Below are 19,459 nucleotides of genomic sequence, written 5' to 3' on the forward strand. Positions count from 1 at the left end.
CCATTCCCCCCCCCCCCCCGACGCTCGTTTGTGTGTCTCCGGGGGGGCCCCTTGGTGGGGCGTACCGCGCCGGGGCCGCCCCCCCCCCCGGGCCCCCCCCACGAAGGGGTGTCGACCGGCGCCTCGGATCAACCGGGCTGCGGCGTCGGTCGACTCGGTGCGGTTGCGGCCGGCCGGTCAGCCGTTGCGCTGCGCGGCGGAGCGGCGGCGCAGCACGATCGTTCCCGCTCCGGCGACCAGCAGGGCGGCCGCGGCCGATCCGGCAAGGGCGGTGGTCCGGTCGTCGGAGGTCCCGGCCGGGCGTTCACCGGCGGCCACGCCACCGCGCGGAGCGGCGGCCCCGGAACGCTTGACGGCGGGCTCGGCCGCCACCGGAGCCGGGCTGTCGCCCGCGGCGACACCGCCACGGGGCGTCACCGACGGCTGTGCGGCCGCCTTGGGCTCGGCGGTGGCGCCGCCCTCCGCGCGGGCTGCCGCGGACCTCTTCACGGACGGCGCCGAAGGCGAGGGCGTGGCGTCGGCGAAGGCGGCGGCGGACGGTACGAGCACCGCGCCGGCCGCGACAGCGGCGAGGACGGCGGTGCGCAGGGACAGTCGGTGGGGCATGGACATCGCTCCATTCCAGATCGGCCTCGGTTGTGCCCGGGTGCTGGTTCGCACCCGGGACGCGAGGCATGCCGACAGGCTGGCGCGAAGTTATGAAGAAGCTGTCAGAACGTTGTGGTCATCGCATCAGACATGGTCCGTCCCAATCGAGGCGCCGTCGTCCGCCCCTTCCGGCCGGGCCCGTGCCGGACCGGCGGGACCTTGCGGGCCGGCCTGCCCCACCGGCAGCCGGAGCGTGAACACCGAGCCCCGCCCCTCGGAGCTGACCGCGCTCACCGAGCCTCCGTGCGCCTCCACGAGTTTCCGTACGATCGCCAGGCCCAGCCCACTGCCCCCGGTGCGTCGGTTGCGCGACTTCTCGGCACGCCAGAAGCGGTCGAAGACATGCGGCAGGTGCTCCGCGGAGATACCGCAGCCCGTGTCGGCGACCTCCACCACGACCTCTTCGGCTGCCCCCGCGCCGAACGCGCGCACCGTCACACGTCCGCCCGACGGGGTGTGACGCACTGCGTTGGAGACCAGGTTGCCGATGGCCTGGCGCAGCCGGACCGGGTCGGCCCACAACGCGGGGCAGGGAGCGTCGTCCGGCGCCGGCAGTGCCGAGAGCGCCACCCCGGCGGTCTCGGCCCGGACCTGGTGCGCCGCGGCGACCTGCGCGAGCACGTCCTCGACGCGTACCGGCTCGGGGTGCAGACGCAGGGCCCCCGCGTCCGCCGCGGCGAGATCCTGGAGGTCGTCGATGATGTGCTGCAACTGCACGGCCTCCGTATGCAGCGAGGCGATGAACGCGGGATCGGGCTCCGCCAGGCCGTCCTGAGCCGCCTCCAGCCAGCCCCGGATATTGCTCAGCGGGGTGCGCAGTTCGTGGGCGACGTCGCTGACCATGTCCTTGCGCTGTGTCTCCAGACGCGCGCGGTGGTCGGCCATGTCGTTGAAGGCCGCGGCGAGCCGGCCGATCTCGTTGTCGTCGCTGACCAGCACGGGCGCGGAGTCCTGCCCGTCCCGCATCCGCTGTGCCGCGCCCGTCAGGGCGTGCAGCGGCCGTACGAGCCGGGACCCGGCGAGCACGGTGGCTCCGACGGTGAGTGCCAGGACGAGCGCCGCGGCGCCCGCGATCTTCGCGGTGTTCGCGGGGGAGAGGTCGAAACCGGGAACGGTCGTGCCGCCCTCGTCGCCGATGAACAGCAGCGCGGGCGAGGCGACGTAGGAGCTGAGCTGCTCCCGGCGGGCCGTGTCCACACAGGAGGCGGTGGCCCGGTCGTCCTCGCCGGTGCGGATGCTCGGCGGCGGCGCGGGTGTCGGAGTCACGGGGCGGGCATCGGAGGGGACCTTCGCCACGGAGCCGTCTCCCCAGGACAGGTTCAGATCGAGCTGTATGCCCGGACGGTCCTGGCGCTTCAGGCAGGCGTTGGCGAGCTGGTTGAGCGCGTCCAGGGCCTTCTGCTCGGTCGCGGTAGGGGAGTCCAGCTCGTCGGTCGTGCACCGGGTGTTCTGTACACGGTCCGGATCATTGCCCACGATCTCCACGCGCGGGCGTCCGCTCGGGCCCCCGACCACGTCCGCCGCGATCCCGGCCCGGTTCAGGCACGCCGCGCTCCGGTCGGCGGCGTGCCGCAGCGCCGTACGTTCGGCGGCGGGCAGCCGGAACGGACCGACCGCGCGCGGGTCGACACGGTCGGCCGCCGCACCCGCCCGGTCGGTCGTCCGGGACAGGGCGGTGTCCACGGACAGCGGATCGACGATCGCCGAGGCCTGCGGCGGCAGCGCGGGCGGTGACGACCGGGCGGCGGAATCGGAGAGCGGGTGACGCTGCTGAGTGGTGAGCGTGATCCGCCGGCCGGACTGCCGGGCCAGGTCGCGCACGGTGCTCTCGACGCCGTCCCAGGTGGGGTGACCCGCCGCGTACCCGAGCAGGGTGTTGTAGATCCGGGCGTCGGCGGTGAGGTTCTGGCCCTGCTCCTGCTTGATGGCGCCCGACGTGGTCTGTACGGCGAGCCAGGCGGTGGCGGCCACCGAACAGGCGGCCACCAGCGCGGACGCGGCCAGCAGACGGCCGAACAGGCTCTTGCGGAGCGGCAGCCGGGTCCGCCGCTGCTCACGGCGCAACGGAAGCGTTCCTCGCCGGGTCGGTCAGCTTGTATCCGACACCGAAGACGGTGATCAGCCGGGCCGGCCGACGGGGCGCCGGCTCGATCTTCTTGCGCAGGTTCATGATGTGCACATCGACCGTACGGAAGCTGATGTACCGGTCGAAGCCGTGCAGTTCCTCAAGGAGCCGCTGCCGGGTGAAGACCCGGTCGGGCTCGGTCGCCATGGCGACCAGAATCCGGAACTCTCCGGGGGTGCAGTCCACGGACCGGCCCTCGACGGACACCTCGTGCCGGTCCGGATCGACCACCAGCGCACCCACCCGCAACCTCTGGTCCGCGGTGGGGCCGGTGTCCTGCGCACCCCGCCGGCTGCGCCGCAGCAGGGTCCGCACCCGCGCCATCAACTCACGCGGACTGTACGGCTTCGTCATGTAGTCGTCCGCACCGAGATCCAGCCCCAGCAGCAGGTCGTCCTCGGTGCTGCGGGCCGTCAGCATCAGCACCGGCAGCTCCCGGTGCTCGGCACGCAGCACGCGTACCACGTCCAGGCCGTCGGCCCTCGGCATCATCACATCGAGCACCAGCAGATCGGGCTCCCGGTGCCGGACCTCGGCGAGCGCCGCGAGGCCGTCGCCCACGACCCTGACCGAGTGGCCCTCGCGCTCCAGGTAGCGGCGTACGAGTTCGGCCTGTTTCTCGTCGTCTTCGGCGACCATCACGTTTGCGCACACGCGATCGATCGTAGAGGGTCCGCACGGCTCGTCCGGTTTCCCGGGGCGGGACACCGGACGAGCCGGCGCGCTACCGAACCGGCGCGACCAGCGGGTAGTGGTCGGAGAGATTCCGTCCCTGCCCCGCACGGTTCACCGACGTCGACGTGCTCCACGACCTCTCACCGAAGGTGGCACTGTCACGTTGGCGAATGGCGTCGGAGAAACTGATCCGGTGGGCGGGCCTGCCTGCCGATGCCCTGGCCGGGGTACTCGCCGACCATAACGAGCGTCCTGGTAGCGAGCGGTGGGACCGTGTCCGGTGGGGCAGCAGACACAGTCCGGGTCTGTGGTCCGCGGTCCGTGGTCTGCGATCGACGCCGCATCGTGCGGTGCTGTGGTGATCGGAATGCCGGAACACAACCCGCACCTCTTCGGGGCCCACATCGTCCGCGGCGGGGTGAGGCCTCCGGCCGCGGCGCAGGAAGGCGGCCCTCAAGGACCGGTCGCCGGTGGGCGTACCACCGTGACCAGGCCGCTCTCGTACGCGACGATCACCAACTGCGCGCGGTCGCGGCAGTCGAGTTTGGTGAGCAGATGGCCGACGTGGGTCTTCACGGTGGCGATGCCGAGGTACAGCCGTTCGGCGATCTCGGTGTTGGACAGGCCGCGGGCGATGAGGGTGAGGACTTCGCGCTCGCGCCCGGTCACACCGTCCAGGGTGTGCGGCAGTGGTTGCGAGGGCTGTGGGCGATGCGCGAATTCCGCGATCAGGCGCCGCGTCACGGCCGGTGCCAGCAGCGCATCGCCTCGGGCCACGACCCGTATCGCCGCGATCAGTTCGCCGGCTGGCGTGTCCTTGAGCAGGAAGCCGCTCGCGCCGGCCCGCAGCGCGGCATAGACGTACTCGTCCAGGTCGAACATCGTCAGCATCAGCACCTTGACGTTCGCGGTGCCGGGAGAACCGCAGATCTGCCGGGTCGCCTCGATGCCGTCCATCCCGGGCATCCGTACGTCCATCAGGATCACGTCCGGCGGGTCCTGCCGGGCGCAGCGCACCGCCTCCGTCCCGTTCGCCGCCTCCGATGTGGTCACCAGGCCGGGTTCGGCATCGACGAGCACGCGGAGGCTGCCGCGCAGCAGGGCCTGATCGTCGGCGATCAGGACCCGGACCGGATCTTTGGACGGAACAGCGGGCGGTTCGGCGGGCGAGCCGGCGGGCGAGCCGGCGGGCCTGGTCATGTGCTCTCCTCGTACGGCAGGGACGCGTGAACCGCGAAGCCGCCCTCCGGACGCGGTCCGGTGGTGAGCGTCCCGCCGTACATGGCGACGCGCTCGCGCATGCCGACGATGCCATGGCCGCCGGTCGTCTTCGTCAGGGGCGCCCGCCCTCCGCCGTCGTCGGTGATGTCGATCCGGACGTCGCGGCCGTTCGCGACGACCTCCACCTGGCAACGGGAGTCCGGGGCGGCGTGCTTGGCGACGTTGGTGAGCGCCTCCTGGACTATGCGGTAGACGACCAGAGCGACTCCGTCGGGCAGGTTCTCGACACCGCGCATCGTCAGCTGCGCACCGGCCTGCCCGGCGAGGTCGGGAAGTGCGGCAGCGCCGGGGACCGGGCCGAGAGAGGCCGGCTGCCGCTCGCCCTCGGGGGTGCGCAGCACACCGAGCATCCGGCGCATGTCGTTCAGTGCGGTGCGGCTCGTGCGCTCGATGACCTGCAACGCGTCGTGCGCCTCCTGCGGTCTGACGTGCAGGACATGGTTGGCGACACCGGCCTGGACCGCGATCAGGCCCATGCTGTGGGTGACGACGTCGTGCAGTTCGCGGGCGACCCGCAGGCGTTCCTCCGTGACGGCTCGCTGCGCGAGCTGCTCCACCGCCCGGATGGCGAACGCGCGTCTCTGCCGCGCGGCCCGTCCCAGCTGCCAGGCGCCGAGCAGCGCGGTGAAGCCGAGCAGCAGTAGCCCTGGGCCGCCGCGCCACCAGTACGCGTCGCCCGCGTGCGTCGCTCCGGCGGCGCCGGCCAGGGACAGGACCGCCAGCGCCAGTCCGGGCAGCCACCGCTGCCACCAACGGCGTGACGGCACCGTGAGGGCGACGGTGTACATGGCGAACGCCGCCGCCAGGAACGGGTCCCAGGTGGCGTCCCGTACTACGGCGACGACGGTCACCCCCAGAACGAACACGAACACGGGCAACGGCCAGATCCGCCGCACGGCGACGGGCGCGGTGGCCGCCGCGATGAGTACGAGCCGCTCCCATGGCACCGGGACCGGGGAGGGTGCCGTGGACGACGGCGCGGCGGCCGTCGAGCCGGTCAGCAACAGTGCGGCCGCATAGACGAATACGAACAGGCAGTCCAGGGCGATGTGTTGGCGTCGGCTCAGCCGCCGGGCCAGGATCGGATGATAGTCCGGGTCCACCTCAGTAGTACGTGCGCGCACCTCTCGACCCTATCCAGGCGCAGGGCCCGCCACCTCCGTCCGGCAGTTGAACCTGGCGCTCCGCCCAGGGGTGGAGGCACAGGCTCCTGTGTCGGCCCCCTCCACCCGTGGGTGGAGGAAAGGCGGTAGGCCCCGGGCAGGATGCGGCAGCGGCCTCTCGTCCCCGAACATCGCCGACATGATCGAAGCGACCGACCTGACCAAGCGATACGGGAACACCACGGCGGTGGACGGGCTCAGTTTCCGGGTACGGCCCGGCCTGGTGACCGGATTCCTCGGCCCCAACGGCGCCGGAAAGTCCTCCACGATGCGCATGATGCTGGGCCTGGACCGCCCTTCCGCCGGCGAGGTGCGGATCGACGGCGCACCGTACCGACAGCTGCGCGATCCGCTGCGTACGGTGGGCGCTCTGCTCGACACCAGGGCCGTGCACCCCGGCCGGACCGCACTGGACCATCTGCGGTGTCTGGCCCGGAGCAACCGGATCCCGGCACGCCGTGTGCACGAGGTGATCGAGCTGGCGGGGCTGGCGAGCGCCGCGCGCCGACGGATGGGGACGTTCTCGCTGGGCATGGCCCAACGACTGGGAATCGCCGCGGCGTTGCTCGGCGAACCGGCCGTCGTGGTGCTCGACGAGCCGGTCAACGGGCTCGATCCGGAGGGCGTCCTGTGGATCCGGCGCCTCCTGCGGGACCTGGCGGCCGAAGGGCGCACCGTGCTGATCTCCAGTCACCTGATGAGCGAGGCGGCACTCACCGTCGATCATCTGGTCGTGATCGGCCGCGGCCGGCTCCTCGCGGACACCGGCCTGACCGCGTTCATCGACGAACACACGGAAGCAGGGGTGCGGGTGCGCACCCCGGAACCGCAGCGGCTGCGTGACGTGCTGGCCGGCGCCGGGATCGAGGTCACCGAATGCGCGGACGGGAGCCTGAGCGCGGCTGCCGGCCCGGAGCGGATCGGTGAACTGGTCGCTGCCCACGCGGTGCCGGTGCACGAGGTGGCACGGAGTCACACATCGCTGGAAGAGGCGTTCATGCGGCTGACCGCCGACGCGGTCGAGTACCGGGCGGAGCGGCCGGGAGGAGCACAGCGATGACCAGCAACTCGCCCCGGGCGGTGCTCGCCGCCGAATGGACCAAGGTATGGACCGTGCGCTCGACCGCCTGCACCTTGCTGCTGGCTTTCGTGCTCAGCACAGGCATCGGCACGCTCGTCGCGTCCAACTGGCGCAACGACATCGAGCACGTCGTGAACTTCGATCCGCTGGTCGCCGCCCTGTACAGCGTGACCCTCGGGCAGCTCGCCCTCGTCGTGCTCGGTGTCCTGCTCGTCGGTGCCGAGTACTCGTCCGGATCGATCCGGACCTCGCTGGCCGCTGTGCCGGGACGTGGTCTGTTCTACGGCGGCAAGGTGCTGGCCGGCACTCTGACGGCCCTCGCCGCCTCGACGGTGATCGTCCTCATCACGTTCGTCGCGGCACAGGCGGCGCTCGGCCCGTACGGAACCGGCCTCACCGCGGACGGAGTGCCGGCCGCGCTCGCCGGGGCCGTCGTCTACCTGACCCTGATCTGCGCCTTCTCCATGGGGATCGCGACCGTCGTGCGCAGTTCGGCGATCTCGATGGGCATCCTGCTCCCGCTGTTGTTCCTCGGCTCCCAGGGGCTCGGCAACATTCCCGCTCTGAAGCCCGTCCTGCGGTATCTGCCCGACCAGGCCGGCCTGGAACTGATGCACATCGCCGGGCCGTCCGACGACGGACGCTACGGACCCGGTTACGGATCGGGGGCGGCACTCGCCATCCTGCTGGCCTGGACGGCCGCCGCCCTGATCAGCGGCTACCTGGTACTGCGCCGACAGGACGCCTGACACCGGCTCGTACTCTTCCGCCGCCCGTCCGGCAACAGGCGCTCAGGGATTGCCGTGAAGTTCTGCTCGTTTGCGGGGCACAAGGTCCCCGGAGGCGGTGAGGCAGCCGGTCGCTCACCGGTCGGCCGCGGCAAACAGGGCCTCGAACGCTCGGGTGCAGGCGTCCCCTCGGCCGTGTCCTGGCCGGAGCCCACCGCGCATGGCCTGCCGCCTGTCCGCGCGGAAAGATGGGTATCGGTGGAGGAGCCAGTACTCCGAGCGATCTCGATGCCGGCCGGAGGGGTGTGTCAGTGCGCCTCCGTGAGCGCCTGTTCGTAGGCTGCCTGAAGGAGTTCGGAGGCCCGGGTGCGGTTGGGGTTCGGGCGGGGAATACCCAGGTGCACCTCGCGGAGTTCGTCCATGAGGTCCTCCCGGAGTTGCGGGCCGCCGTCCTCCAGGAGGCGAGCGCGGACGCTGAGTTCGGGTGAGGTCGGGCGGTGCCGCATTCCCCAGGAGCCGAGCGCGACCATGATGGGGACTGTCTGGATGCCCGCTTCTGTGAGGCTGTACGTCGCTCGACGCCCTCGTTCGGCCTGTTCCTGCGTGAGGAGACCGCCGGCGACGAGGGCCTTGAGACGGCTGCTGAGGATGTTCGACGCGATCCCCTCCTCGGAGTGGTTGAGCAACTCGCGGAAGTGTCGGCGCCCGCCGAACACCATGTCACGCAGGACGATGAGGCTCCACTGGTCCCCGAGGGCCTCCACCGCCGCGTTGACCGCGCATCCGGACCGCGGTTCGTCTCGCATGCCCACCTCCAGTGATTGCATTCTGCCATCACCGAGTCTAGGCTCGCCCACGGCTAGTGATTGCAGTTCGCAATCACATCGCTTCGAGGGCAGGGGTCCGTGCAATGTCCCGCGTGAGGGTCCACAACTTCTCCGTCTCCATCGACGGATTCGCCACCGGTGAAGGGCAGAGTATCGACGCCCCGTTCGGTCACGCCGGCACGCGGCTCCATGAGTGGTTCTTCCCCACCACGACCTTCCAGAAGATGCTGGGCAAGCCGGGTGGGAGTACTGGCGTCGATGACGCCATCGCCGGCACCTGGGATGCCGGGATCGGAGCGGAGATCATGGGCCGCAACAAGTTCGGCCCCCAGCGCGGGCCATGGGAGAACGACGACTGGAACGGCTGGTGGGGGCCCAACCCGCCCTTCCACACCCCGGTGTTCGTCCTGACCCACCACCCTCGCCCCTCGGTGGAGATGGAGGGCGGCACCACGTTCCACTTCATCGACGCCACGCCGCAGGAGGCACTCCGTCAGGCACGCGAGGCCGCAGGCGACCTGGACGTGAGGATCGGTGGCGGGCCGACCACGATCCGCGAGTTCCTCGTCGAAGACCTCATCGATCATCTGCACATTGCCGTCGTCCCGATCGTTCTGGGCCGTGGCGAGCGCCTGTGGGACGGACTCGAAGGACTCGAGAAGCGCTTTCAGGCCGAGTCCGTGACAACCTCCAGCGGCGTCACGCACATGACCTTCACCCGGCCGTAGCGACCGCGCGACCGTGGCCGGGCTCGCCGACATGAAGGCATCGCAGGCACAGGATCTCCGATGGTCACAGAGCGTCGCAACCCGGTGATCACGGAACCTGTGCCTGCCCCGTCTGCCATGGGCCCCGCCCGTGCCTATCGGCGTGGCCTCTCGGCCGGAACCGCGAGGAACGCGCGCACAACGGTCATCAGCGGCACCAGGCTCAGTGCGCGGAGCCGTGCCGCGGCATCGCGGCGGTCCGCCCGTCGCCGGCTCCGCGACACGTCCGGTGAACCCAGCGGCCGCTGTGCGACGTTCACGCCGGGAGACCACGTAGGCGCCATGACCGTGGTGTTCGACGCCTTGTCCCCGGCGGGAAGGGGCGGGCTGACGGCCGCGCCGTCCAATCCGCACGCCCGGCGCCCGGTACGACTCCACCGACGCCCACGTGGAGGCGGTGTCAGGGCAACTGCGTGAGGGAGGGGGTGGAAGCGGTGCCGCCCAACAGGGCAACGGCAGTTACTGATGGGTGGACATCGGGTGCCGTCAGTCCTGCTCCCGCTGGACGAATGGGCGCCGGCTCTTGTCGCGGGGCAGGATGCCTGGTCTTGTGTACCGTCGGCGGCCCATCCACGCGCAGGTGCGGCCGGGGCTGGGAAGAGTGGGGAGAAGTGTGGATTCGGTGACCGGACACGATGCGCGGGGCGTGCTGCCCGCAGGGCTCGGCGAGGCCTGCCGGGCCACCGCCGAGGAGATCGCCGCGGTGCTGCGCGGGGTTGCCGACACAAGTGTCGCGGTGCCCGGTTCGCAGTGGACGGTGGGCGAGGCCGCGGCGCATCTGGCGCAGGCCAACGAGCTGATGGCCCAGCTCGCGGCCGGGCAGAAGCGCCCCTACGGGGACGGCACGCCGCAGAGCCTGGCCGCGGCCAACGAGCGTGCTCTCGCCGGGTTCGACGAGCGGGCCGCCGAGCCGCTGGCCGGGCTGATCGTCGCGCACGCGGACGCCTGCCTCACGGCCGTCGAGCGGAGCGCCGCGGGGGCCGGGGACGTCCTCACTCCGCTGGGGCCGATGAACCGGGAGGTGCTGGTTTCGTACCTGCTGACGCACATGCTCGGCCACGGCTACGACCTGGCCCGTGCGCTGCGGCGCCGTCACATGGTCGACCGCGAACGCGTCGAGCTGTCGCTGCCGTTCCTGATCGCCGCCATGCCCAGGGTCACCGATGCCGCCGCCACCGCCCGGCTCACCGCGAGGTACACGATCCGCCTGTGGGGCGGCTCCCGCTTCGGCGTCACGTTCACCGACGGCGCCGTGACCGTCACCCCTCGGCCGCCGGACCGTCCCGACTGCACCATCCTCATCGAGCCGGTCACCTTCTTCCTGATGGCGCTCGGCCGCACCGACCCCTATGGCGCCATGGCCCGGGGCCGGGTGTTCGCCTGGGGCCGCAGGCCCTGGCTGGCTCCCCGGTTCCCCGGACTGTTCAAGGCCCCCTGAGTCCTATGCCGGGTGCCCGTGGGACTCCATGAGCTCCTGGTGGGCCGCCATCACGTCCTGGGTGAGCACGGTGACGATCTCCGCCCGGGTGGGCGTCGTGCCGCCCGAGTGCTCGGCGTACAGGCGCAGATCGCGCTGCGCCGCGGCCTTCTGGCAGAGTTCGCGGGCGAAACGGGCGTTGCCGAGGGTGTCGGCCATGCCCTCGTCCACGGCCGAGGCGAAGAGCGTGCCGAGTGCGGCCGCGGCCTCCTCGTCGGGTTCGTCGCCCTGACCGGACAGGATGGACCGGGCGATCAGGAGCAGCTCCTGCGCGGAGTACGAGGGGAAGTCGACGCGGGTGTTGAACCGGGACACCAGACCCGGGTTGGCGGCGAGCAGACCGGTCATCTCCTCGCGATAGCCGGCGAGCACGACGACGAGCCGGTCCCGGTCGTCCTCGGCGCGCTTCAGGAGGACCTGGAGCGCCTCGTCGCCGAACGCGTCGCCACCGCTGTACCCACTGTTGGACAAGGCGTACGCCTCGTCGATGAACAGCACGCCGTTCAGGGCGGAGTCGATGACCTTGCTGGTCTTGATGGCGGTGGATCCCAGGTGCTGCCCGACGAGGTCGACGCGCTGGGCCTCGACGACATGGCCGGAGCGCAGCAGCCCCAGACCGGCGAAGACCTTGCCGATGATGCGGGCGACGGTGGTCTTCCCGGTGCCGGGTGGCCCCGCGAAGACGAAGTGCCGGGGCCGGGCGCCGCCGGGCAGCCCCTGCTCCTCCCGGAGCGCCGCCATGCGCAGTTGCGCGATCAGCGTGAGGACCTGCCGTTTCACCGGCTCCAGGCCGATCATGCCGTCCAGTGCCTCCTGGGCCTGGGCGAGCAGGAGCGCCCTCTCCTCCCGCGACAGCCCGTCCCCGTCGCCCTCCCCGGCCTCCGGACCGGCCGCCCGGGCCGTGGACACGGGAGCGGCCGTACGGACCTCCGGAGGCGCCGCAGGGGACGGGGCGGAAGGGGCGGGGGAGGGTGTGGAGGACTGCCCGGCCACGGCCGACGCGGTCGGAGCCGAGGTACGGGCCTGGGCCCGTACGTCCACGTCGAACAGGCCCGGCGCACAACGGTACGCGTACTGATACCGCTTCAGCGCCTCCTCCGGCCGGCCCAGCGACTCCAGGGAGCGGCCCATGAAGTACGTGACCTCCGCGTCGAAACGGCTCCCCGACTCCAGCTTCCTCGGCAGCTTCGCCAGCACGTTCAGCGCCTCGTGGCAGACCCCCTGCGCGAACAGTGCCGCGCCCACGTACAACTGAGCCTCGTCGTGCAGGAACGCGTCACGGATCCCCGGGGCGAAACGCAGGACCAGGGCCCAGTCCTCCTTGAGGAAGGCGTAGCGCGTACAGACGAACCGGGTCTCGTCACAGTCCAGTTGCGCGGTGGAGAGCCCGGCCCAGGCCTCGTCGAGCTTCCCGGCGTCCAGCAGCGAGGTCATGGCCGCCACCCAGAGGTCCCGGGCGTTCTCGAGCCGGAAGGTGACGTAGTGACCGAGCTGGAACCGGGAGCGCAGCGGCATCCCGAACTTCGAACGCAGAGCGCCGAACGACCCGGAGGCGCGGACCATGCCGTCCAGCGCCTCCTTCTGACGCCGCCCCGTGGCATGCAGCCCCAGCCAGGCGTCGGCGGCCAGCGGGTCGTGCGCCGCGGCGAGCGAGAACCGTTCGGCGGCGGCCGCTTCGTCGCCCTGCTGCAGCAGGACCATCGCCTGCTGCCAAGCCTGCTCGGCCTTCTTGGCCGAGCCCCGGCTCGCGGCTGCTCCCTGCACAGTTACTCCCCTCGACAGGCCCCGGCCCGCGCGCCGACGGCCGACGGGGCTCGCCGTGATGACCTGGAACAACCGCCAGGATATCCAACACGGCGTGGCGGCCGCTGAAGACTGCGGATGCGGCCGAATCCGCCCGGAGGCCGGTGAAAGGTCGGTTTCCGGACGGATGAACGGCCGATCCGCATCGGGTCCGGGCGATCACCGTCGCGATGCCCGGGGGACATCGACCCGTTGGCGCTAACGTTGCCCCGCACGGTGACAGCGACGGTGCCGGGGAGTGCGCACCGCGCGGAACACCGGGGACGAGGAGTGCGCGACATGCTGGATCCCACTTCGGTGGCGGCGATTTCGGCGGTACTCGGCGCGGTCGGCTCGGGAATGGCCAACGAGGCCGGCAAATGGGCCTGGGAGTCGACCGGTGCGGCCGTGCGGAGGATCACCGGCCGTGAGGTCCCCGCCCCCGTCGCCCCGGAGGAGCGGGACCACGTGGCCCGCATGGTCCACGAACGGCTCCGCGCCGATCCGCAACTCGCCTCCTCCTGGACCGCGTTCGCCGCACGGGTGGGCCGCGCCCCCGCCCCGGCACGGGCCGTGCGGTCCAGCCTCCCCGCCTCCATCAGGTTCTTCACGGATCGCAAGGAGGCGATGAAGCAGCTCCAGCGAGAGGCGTCCCGCCGCCCGGACGGCCGGCCCCGTCTCGCGCTGGTGCACGGCCCGGACGGAATGGGATCCAGCACGCTCGCCGTGCACTTCGGAGCACAGCCGACCCGCCTCTTCCCCGACGGGCAGATCTACGCCGACCTCGGAGGCGGCGGTGGCGGGCGCGACATCGGAACCGTACTGCGGGCGCTGCTGCGCCAACTGCGTGTACCGGACGAGGAGATGCCGACCGGCACGGACGAGCTCGGCGAGTTCTACCGCCATTGTGTGGCGGACCGCAGGCTCCTGGTCGTGCTCGACCACGCGTACTCCGCCGGGCAGGTGCGGCCGTTCCTCACCTCGGCACCCGGGGTGTTCACGATCCTGGTCGCCCGTGCCCCCTTCCCCGGCATCGACGCCCTGCGGGTGCCCGTCGGTCCGCTCTCGGACAAGGACGCGGAGCGGCTGCTCACCGCCGTCACCGACAAGTCCACGGTCGCCGCCGCCCGTGCCGCGCTGCCCTCGCTGCTCCGGCGCTGCGGCGGGTCGCCGTACGCCCTGCGCGCCGCGGCGTACCAGCTCTCCGCGCCCACCCTTCCGCCACGTCGTACCGAGACGGACGGCGACCCGGTACGCGGGGCCGCCGAGGACAACTACCGGCTCCTGACGCCGGAATCCGCCAGGCTGTACCGGCTGATGGCGCTGCGCGCCTGGCCCGCTGTCGACGCCGTCGCTGCCGCCCGCACCACCGGCCTGGACCCCGATGCCACGGCGGAACTCCTGGAGGACCTCTCCGACCGGATGCTCCTGGAGCGCGGCGCCGACGGAACCGGCGACGGCCGTTACCACTACCGCCACGCGGTCCGCGCACACGCCGAGGCGGCAGCGGTCCGGGAGGACGGGATCGCGGCGTGCTCGGCCGCTCTCGCCCGCACCCTGGGCGCATACGCGGACCTGGCGGCGTCGGCCGCCCACCAGGCACTCCCGGAGAGCTGGCGGGTCCCGGCGCCGGCCGAGGGCCGTGCCGGGCAGCGGTACGAGGACCGGGGCGCCGCCCTCGACGCGCTGCTCGCTCAGGCGGGCAATCTGGTCGAGGCGGTGCGCTGCGCCGAGGAGTCCGGCGACCCCGACACCGCCGTACGCCTGTGCCGTTCCCTGTGGCCGCTCCAGCTCAAGGCGGGCCACCACGAGATGCTGCTGCCGGCGCTCCGCATCGGAACGCGCCTCGTCGACACGCACCGCCCCGCGAGCCCCGACGCCGGAGCACTGCACGCGCAGCTCGCCCACACCCTCACCGAGCTGAAGCGCTGGGAGGAGGCGGAGACGGCGGCGCGGGCGGCCGCGCGGGCCGAGGAATCGGCCGGCCACAAACGGGGTCACGCCTCGGCCGTCGAGTTCCTGGGCCTGCTGAGGCTGCGCCAGTGGCGGTACCCGGAGGCGTACGCGTGCTTCGAGGAAGCGGGCGGCATCCTGGACTCCATGGGCGAGGGGGACGAGGGCACCGCCGATCTGCCGCGCGCCCGGGCCCTGCTGGAGCGTCATCGGGGACGGGCACTGCGCGGCCCCGGCCGCCGCGAGGAGGCCAGGGAAAGGCTGGAGACCGCGCTGCGGTACTTCCGGTCCGGCGGCGACACGTACAACATGGCGCGGACGCTCACGGATCTGGCCGAGAGCCGGCTGGACGAGGAGAACACCGAAGCGGCGCTGCCGCTGATCGATGCGGCGATCACGGTGCTCGACGGGCAGAGCGCGGAGTACCAGCTGCTGTACCTGCGGCAGATGCGGGAGGCGTGCGTCACGGGGTGAACCCGCGTCCCGCTCAGGCCGCTGCCTCCTCCGGGGGCAGGGGAACCACCCGTACGCGGTGGAGCCGGTCACCCGTCCGCACGACGAGTCCGTCGGCCACGGCCCGCGCGAGCCGCTCTTCGAGCGCGCCCGGTTGGTGACCGCCCGTGGCCAGCCAGGCGTGCAGGGCGGAGGCGTACACGGCGGGGTCCGCGGCGGACACGTCCGACGCGTCGGTGGCGGGCATCGCCACCATGCGGAGCGGCGCCTCGCCGCGCACCCGGACCACGCACGCGGACGGGCCGGTCACATAGGCGGCCAGGGAGCAGTCCCGGTGGCGGTGGAGCACCTCGGCGGTCCAGACCGACGGGGAGCCGAAGCGCGGGTCGTCGGGTGCGCCGTCGCGGAAGACGATGTCGGCCAGGTCCAGCCGGTCCACGTCGCGGGTGTCCTCGTGGACGGCGATGTGCAGTTCGCCGTCGGGAGCCGATCCGGTCTCCGGGCTCTCACCGGCCCAGCGGCCGACCGCGATCTCTCCCGGCCCGAGCACCCGTGTCAGGACCCGCAACGGGACGGTGGCCGTTGCGGGCTCGTAACCGGGCAGTGGGAGCGGCTCCAGCGACGCGGGCCGGCCTGGCTCCGGCACACCCATCATCGAGTAGAAGAGCTCTCGGAGGCGGGCCGCGGACTCGCCCGGCACGGCGGTGGTGAACTCGGCGGGGCCCGGCAACGGCCGGTGACGGGCCATGAGTTCCTCGATCTGCGGCAACAGGGGCGCGTCGGGGTCGAGCCGCGGGGCTTCCCGCATGAACGCGGAGATCGGTGCGTCGGGGTCGAGGGCGTGGAGCGGCACGGACCCCAGGAGCACGGGGGTGCCGAGGGCGGCGGCGTAGAAGGTGACGGATCCGTGGTCCCCGATCACGGCATCGGCGGCCAGCAGGGCCTGCCGCCATCCGTTCAGCGGGTCGATCAGCGCCAGCCCGCCGCGCCGCGCGCGATCGAGCCAGGCGCGGATCTGACCGGGGCCGTGCCCGTGCCAGATGTTGGGGTGCAGTACGGCCGCGAACCGGTACTCGTCCACGGGGAACTCGTCGGCCACGCGGCTGAGCAGGGCGGCGACGACATCGCTCCCGTCCGGGACCTCCCCGCCGTCACCGAAGAGCGACTCGGGGTTCCAGGTCGAGTTGAGCAGGACGAGCCGCTGTCCCGGCCGGACCCCCAGCGCACGGCGGAAGCGTTCGCGGCGGGGCCGGGCGGCCAGGATCCGGTCGTAGCAGGGGTCCCCGGCGAGCACGGCGCTCGGCGCGGCTTCGGGACAGGCGGCGCGCAGCCGTTCGTACTGCTCGGGATGGGAGAGCACGAGAGCGTCCGCGACGGGAGTGCCCCGGGGCGACAGCAGCCACTGAGGCGCGAGCCCGAACACGGGCGCAGGCACCGACCCCGACCCCGACCCGGTGTCCGGTGTCCGGTGTCCGGTGTCCGGTGTCGCCAGCCTCTTAGTGTAACCAACACCGTGCGAGAGGATGGCCAACCGCCCGGCAAACACGTCCAGTTGGCCGCCGAAGCTGGCGGAGACGACCAGGTCCACCCTCGTCTCGACGGCCTGCTCCCAGGGCAGCACCGGCACTCCCGTGTCGGCCAGCAACTCGGCGGTGCCGGCCGCGAACGCCGATGAGCCGGTGCAGGTCGCCAGCAGCTGGACCCGCAGATCGTCGTCGAACAGGGGCAGCACGTCGAGCAGCCGGGTCGCGGCGGTGACGTTGTGCACGACGACCAGCACCCGCAGGCACGTCCCCCGCGTCGCCCACCGTGCCGCGTCGTCCCCCACCGGCACCCGCACCCAGCCGGTCCGCCCGAACCCCATCCGCACGCCCCTCATCAGTCCGGGCCCGCCCGAGGCCCTCGTGCCGCCCACGCGAACGGCCTCGACAGTCAACCAGCACGATGCCGTACCGGACACCGAGGGGGCGTCAGACGGCCATGGCCACCGAGGCCTTGCTCAGCACCTCCTCGGGCGGATCATGGGCAGCGCCCCGGCTCCGGTCGCCGAAGACGACGACCCGCAGCAACACGAACCGCCCGGCGCCCGCCAGGGCGGACGCCGACAGATAGACCGACTGTGCGAGCAGGGGCGAGGGATCGGTCCGTACGGCGGACAGGCAGAGCAGCGCCCCCGTCGTGAACGCGTAACTCACGGCGACCGTCACCCCGGACTGGAGGTGGACTCGCCACCCCTTGCGCCCGCTCCGGAAGGAGATCCGCCGGTGCAACTCGGTGGCGACGACCGTGGAGACGACGGTGACCAGCGCGTTCGCGAGGGCCATCGGGAGCTGCTCGCTGAGCAGCAGGACCGCCCCGCTCGACGCCAGTCCGACTCCGCCGCCGCATACGACGAATCGCACGAAGGCCGCGAGGAGTGGGCGGAAGTCGCGCGTCTGCCGACGCGTCGGGGCGGTCACGGGCCGGCCTCCGGAAGCTGAGTGGGGAACGGTGATTCGAATCCACCCCAGAACCTACGGAGTCGGCGACGTCCGGGCGACCGGATAAACCTCGTATCCGGTGAGGGGCGGCCCGGAAACGACCCCGGGCCGGCCACGGGAGACAGGATCCGATACGTATCCGGCCATAAGTCCCGCCACGCCCAGGTAGGTTAAGGCCAGAACTTGATCGTTCTCGTGTCCGGAGGTCTCCATGAGTGAGCAGCAGCCGTCCGTCACCCCTCCTGCCGGGCCGGTGCCGGACCGGATCGACACCACGAGGCCCCATTCCGCGCGGTTCTGGAACTACTTCGTGGGCGGCAAGGACAACTACGAGGTCGACCGCGAGATCGGTGACCAGATCAAGGCGTTCTTCCCGGGGCTCGTCGACGTTGCGGTGGCGGGCCGGCAGTTCCTGCGCCGTTCGGTGACCCATCTGGTGGAGGACCGGGGGGTCCGGCAGTTCCTGGACATCGGGACGGGCCTGCCCACGGCGGACAACACCCATCAGGTGGCCCAGGGCATCGCGCCCGAGTCGCGCATCGTGTACGTGGACAACGATCCGCTCGTGCTGACGCACGCCCGTGCGCTGCTGACCAGTGCCCCCGAGGGCGTCACCGACTACATCGACGCCGACCTCTACGACCCGGACACCATCCTGGCCCAGGCGGCGACGACGCTCGACTTCGACCGGCCCGTGGCGCTGATGCTGCTCGGCATCCTCGGTCACGCGGGAGACTTCTCGAAGGCCCGTGAGGTGGTGGGCCGGCTGATGGCCGGGCTGCCGGCCGGCAGCTTCCTCGTGGTGTACGACGGGACGCGCACCAGCGAGGGCATGATCGCCGCGGAGAAGGCGTACATCGAGAGCGGCGCGGTGCCGTACTACGTGCGCGAGCCCGACGAGATCGTCACGCTCTTCGACGGGCTGCGGATCCTCGACCCCGGCTTCGTCCGGCTCAGCGAGTGGCGGCCCGACGCCGACAGCGCGACCGTGCCCGCGGAGGTCGACGCCTTCGGGGGCATCGGCGTCAAGGAGTGACGCGTCCCGGAGCCCGAGCCCGGATCCGGCCGCCGGACCGCGGATGTCCGCTGTCCGGCGGGGTGTTTGCTGCAAGATGCTGAATGCCGGGGCAGGAAGCCGATCAGTACCAGGGGGAGTGCCATATGACAGGGTACGGATCCGGTGCGGACCGCATCGACACCACCAGGCCGCATCCCGCGCGGGTGTACGACTGGTTCCTCGGCGGGAAGGACAACTATCCCGTCGACGAGGAACTCGGCAGGCAGATCACCGGGCTCTCACCGGACACGAAGCGCATCGCGCGCCACAACCGGTGGTTCATGCACCGTGCGATGCGCTGGCTCGCGGGCGAGGCGGGGATACGGCAGTTCCTCGACATCGGTTCCGGCATTCCCACCGAGCCCAATCTGCATCGGATCGTCCAGGGCTCGGCTCCCGGCGCACGGGTCGTGTACGTGGACAACGACCCCATCGTGCTGGCCCATTCGGAAGCGCTGCTGAGCGGGAGCGCGGAAGGTGTGACGGCGTATCTCGACGCCGACGTGCGCGAGCCGGAGAAGATCCTCCGACTCGCGGCAGATGTGATCGACTTCGACCGGCCCGTCGCGCTCTCCCTCATCGCCCTGCTGCACTTCGTGGGCGACGGCGACGGCGACGGGGCGGGGGAGGGGGCGTACGCACTGGTGGAACGGCTGGTGGAGCGACTTCCCGCCGGGAGCTTCCTCGTGCTGTCGCAGCTCACCGGTGACTTCGACCCCGAGAGCGTGGAGAAGGGCGTGGCCTCGTACGCGGCGGGTGGTGTCACGCTCGTGCCGAGGTCGCGCCGCGGCGTCGCCCGCTTCTTCGACGGGCTGGACGTGGTGGAGCCGGGGCTCGTCCAGGTCGTCGACTGGCATCCGGAGCTCAGCATCGGCGAACTCCCGGTGGAGACGCAGCCGGTGCCGATCTACGGAGCGGTCGCCGGCAAGCCGTAGCGTGCCGGGCACATGGGCCGGGGCCGT

General features: G+C 71.9%; 16 protein-coding genes and 1 pseudogene. 8 read left to right on the plus strand and 9 right to left on the minus strand.

Annotated features, from left to right (window positions below):
- Nucleotides 1–177: 177 nt before the first annotated feature.
- The 5 genes from ACWCPY_RS16670 to ACWCPY_RS16690 form a co-directional block, all read right to left on the minus strand.
- On the minus strand, nucleotides 178–606 hold the full coding sequence (locus ACWCPY_RS16670; RefSeq protein WP_451265528.1) for a hypothetical protein: 429 nt from the start codon (nucleotides 604–606) through the stop codon (nucleotides 178–180).
- Nucleotides 607–732: 126 nt separating this feature from the next.
- Nucleotides 733–2,712, minus strand: coding sequence for a sensor histidine kinase (locus ACWCPY_RS16675; RefSeq protein ID WP_451265530.1), 1,980 nt, complete (start codon nucleotides 2,710–2,712; stop codon nucleotides 733–735).
- Complete coding sequence (locus ACWCPY_RS16680) at nucleotides 2,702–3,412, minus strand: response regulator transcription factor (RefSeq protein ID WP_451265819.1); 711 nt, start codon at nucleotides 3,410–3,412, stop codon at nucleotides 2,702–2,704. Before ACWCPY_RS16680 ends, ACWCPY_RS16675 begins: the two co-directional genes overlap by 11 nt.
- Nucleotides 3,413–3,901: 489 nt before the next feature.
- On the minus strand, nucleotides 3,902–4,648 hold the full coding sequence (locus ACWCPY_RS16685; protein WP_451265532.1) for a response regulator: 747 nt from the start codon (nucleotides 4,646–4,648) through the stop codon (nucleotides 3,902–3,904).
- The gene (locus ACWCPY_RS16690) at nucleotides 4,645–5,853 is read right to left on the minus strand and encodes a sensor histidine kinase (protein ID WP_451265534.1); all 1,209 of its coding nucleotides are present in this window, start codon (nucleotides 5,851–5,853) and stop codon (nucleotides 4,645–4,647) included. Before ACWCPY_RS16690 ends, ACWCPY_RS16685 begins: the two co-directional genes overlap by 4 nt.
- A gap of 178 nt (nucleotides 5,854–6,031) precedes the next feature.
- On the opposite strand from ACWCPY_RS16690, the gene ACWCPY_RS16695 reads away from it, so the two are divergent.
- The 3 genes and pseudogenes from ACWCPY_RS16695 to ACWCPY_RS16705 form a co-directional block, all read left to right on the plus strand.
- Nucleotides 6,032–6,952, plus strand: coding sequence for an ATP-binding cassette domain-containing protein (locus ACWCPY_RS16695; RefSeq protein WP_451265536.1), 921 nt, complete (start codon nucleotides 6,032–6,034; stop codon nucleotides 6,950–6,952).
- Nucleotides 6,949–7,722 (plus strand): ABC transporter permease subunit, encoded by a 774-nt coding sequence (locus ACWCPY_RS16700; RefSeq protein ID WP_451265538.1) that lies wholly within the window; start codon nucleotides 6,949–6,951, stop codon nucleotides 7,720–7,722. The genes ACWCPY_RS16695 and ACWCPY_RS16700 overlap by 4 nt, the downstream gene beginning before the upstream one ends.
- 81 nt (nucleotides 7,723–7,803) lie before the next feature.
- Nucleotides 7,804–7,916, plus strand: a pseudogene (locus ACWCPY_RS16705) (IS5/IS1182 family transposase); the annotation flags it as partial.
- A 93-nt stretch (nucleotides 7,917–8,009) separates the two neighbouring features.
- Here ACWCPY_RS16705 and ACWCPY_RS16710 read toward each other — a convergent pair.
- Nucleotides 8,010–8,507, minus strand: a complete 498-nt coding sequence (locus ACWCPY_RS16710) for a winged helix-turn-helix transcriptional regulator (RefSeq protein WP_451265540.1) — start codon at nucleotides 8,505–8,507, stop codon at nucleotides 8,010–8,012.
- 104 nt (nucleotides 8,508–8,611) lie between these two features.
- Here ACWCPY_RS16710 and ACWCPY_RS16715 point away from each other — a divergent pair, with 104 nt between their 5' ends.
- Both ACWCPY_RS16715 and ACWCPY_RS16720 read left to right on the plus strand, forming a co-directional pair.
- Nucleotides 8,612–9,256, plus strand: a complete 645-nt coding sequence (locus tag ACWCPY_RS16715) for a dihydrofolate reductase family protein (protein ID WP_451265542.1) — start codon at nucleotides 8,612–8,614, stop codon at nucleotides 9,254–9,256.
- A gap of 661 nt (nucleotides 9,257–9,917) precedes the next feature.
- Nucleotides 9,918–10,733 carry a maleylpyruvate isomerase family mycothiol-dependent enzyme gene (locus ACWCPY_RS16720; RefSeq protein ID WP_451265544.1) on the plus strand — a complete coding sequence of 272 codons (816 nt, stop codon included), beginning with the start codon at nucleotides 9,918–9,920 and terminating at the stop codon, nucleotides 10,731–10,733.
- Between the two features lie 3 nt (nucleotides 10,734–10,736).
- Here the strand turns inward: ACWCPY_RS16720 and ACWCPY_RS16725 are convergent, their stop codons facing one another.
- Nucleotides 10,737–12,536 carry an AAA family ATPase gene (locus tag ACWCPY_RS16725; RefSeq protein WP_451265546.1) on the minus strand — a complete coding sequence of 600 codons (1,800 nt, stop codon included), beginning with the start codon at nucleotides 12,534–12,536 and terminating at the stop codon, nucleotides 10,737–10,739.
- A gap of 318 nt (nucleotides 12,537–12,854) precedes the next feature.
- On the opposite strand from ACWCPY_RS16725, the gene ACWCPY_RS16730 reads away from it, so the two are divergent.
- Entirely contained in the window at nucleotides 12,855–14,981 is a 2,127-nt protein-coding gene (locus ACWCPY_RS16730) for a tetratricopeptide repeat protein (RefSeq protein ID WP_451265548.1), read from the plus strand.
- Nucleotides 14,982–14,994: 13 nt separating this feature from the next.
- On the opposite strand, the gene ACWCPY_RS16735 is transcribed toward ACWCPY_RS16730, so the two are convergent.
- Together ACWCPY_RS16735 and ACWCPY_RS16740 are read right to left on the minus strand one after the other, a co-directional pair.
- The gene (locus tag ACWCPY_RS16735) at nucleotides 14,995–16,824 is read right to left on the minus strand and encodes a hypothetical protein (RefSeq protein WP_451265550.1); all 1,830 of its coding nucleotides are present in this window, start codon (nucleotides 16,822–16,824) and stop codon (nucleotides 14,995–14,997) included.
- A 106-nt stretch (nucleotides 16,825–16,930) separates the two neighbouring features.
- Nucleotides 16,931–17,419, minus strand: a complete 489-nt coding sequence (locus tag ACWCPY_RS16740) for a GtrA family protein (RefSeq protein WP_451265552.1) — start codon at nucleotides 17,417–17,419, stop codon at nucleotides 16,931–16,933.
- Nucleotides 17,420–17,651: 232 nt separating this feature from the next.
- On the opposite strand from ACWCPY_RS16740, the gene ACWCPY_RS16745 reads away from it, so the two are divergent.
- Nucleotides 17,652–18,476 (plus strand): SAM-dependent methyltransferase, encoded by an 825-nt coding sequence (locus ACWCPY_RS16745; RefSeq protein WP_451265554.1) that lies wholly within the window; start codon nucleotides 17,652–17,654, stop codon nucleotides 18,474–18,476.
- Nucleotides 18,477–18,601: 125 nt separating this feature from the next.
- On the plus strand, nucleotides 18,602–19,432 hold the full coding sequence (locus tag ACWCPY_RS16750) for an SAM-dependent methyltransferase (protein WP_451265556.1): 831 nt from the start codon (nucleotides 18,602–18,604) through the stop codon (nucleotides 19,430–19,432).
- Nucleotides 19,433–19,459 lie beyond the last annotated feature (27 nt).

It is taken from the genome of Streptomyces sp. NPDC002403, assembly GCF_053593015.1.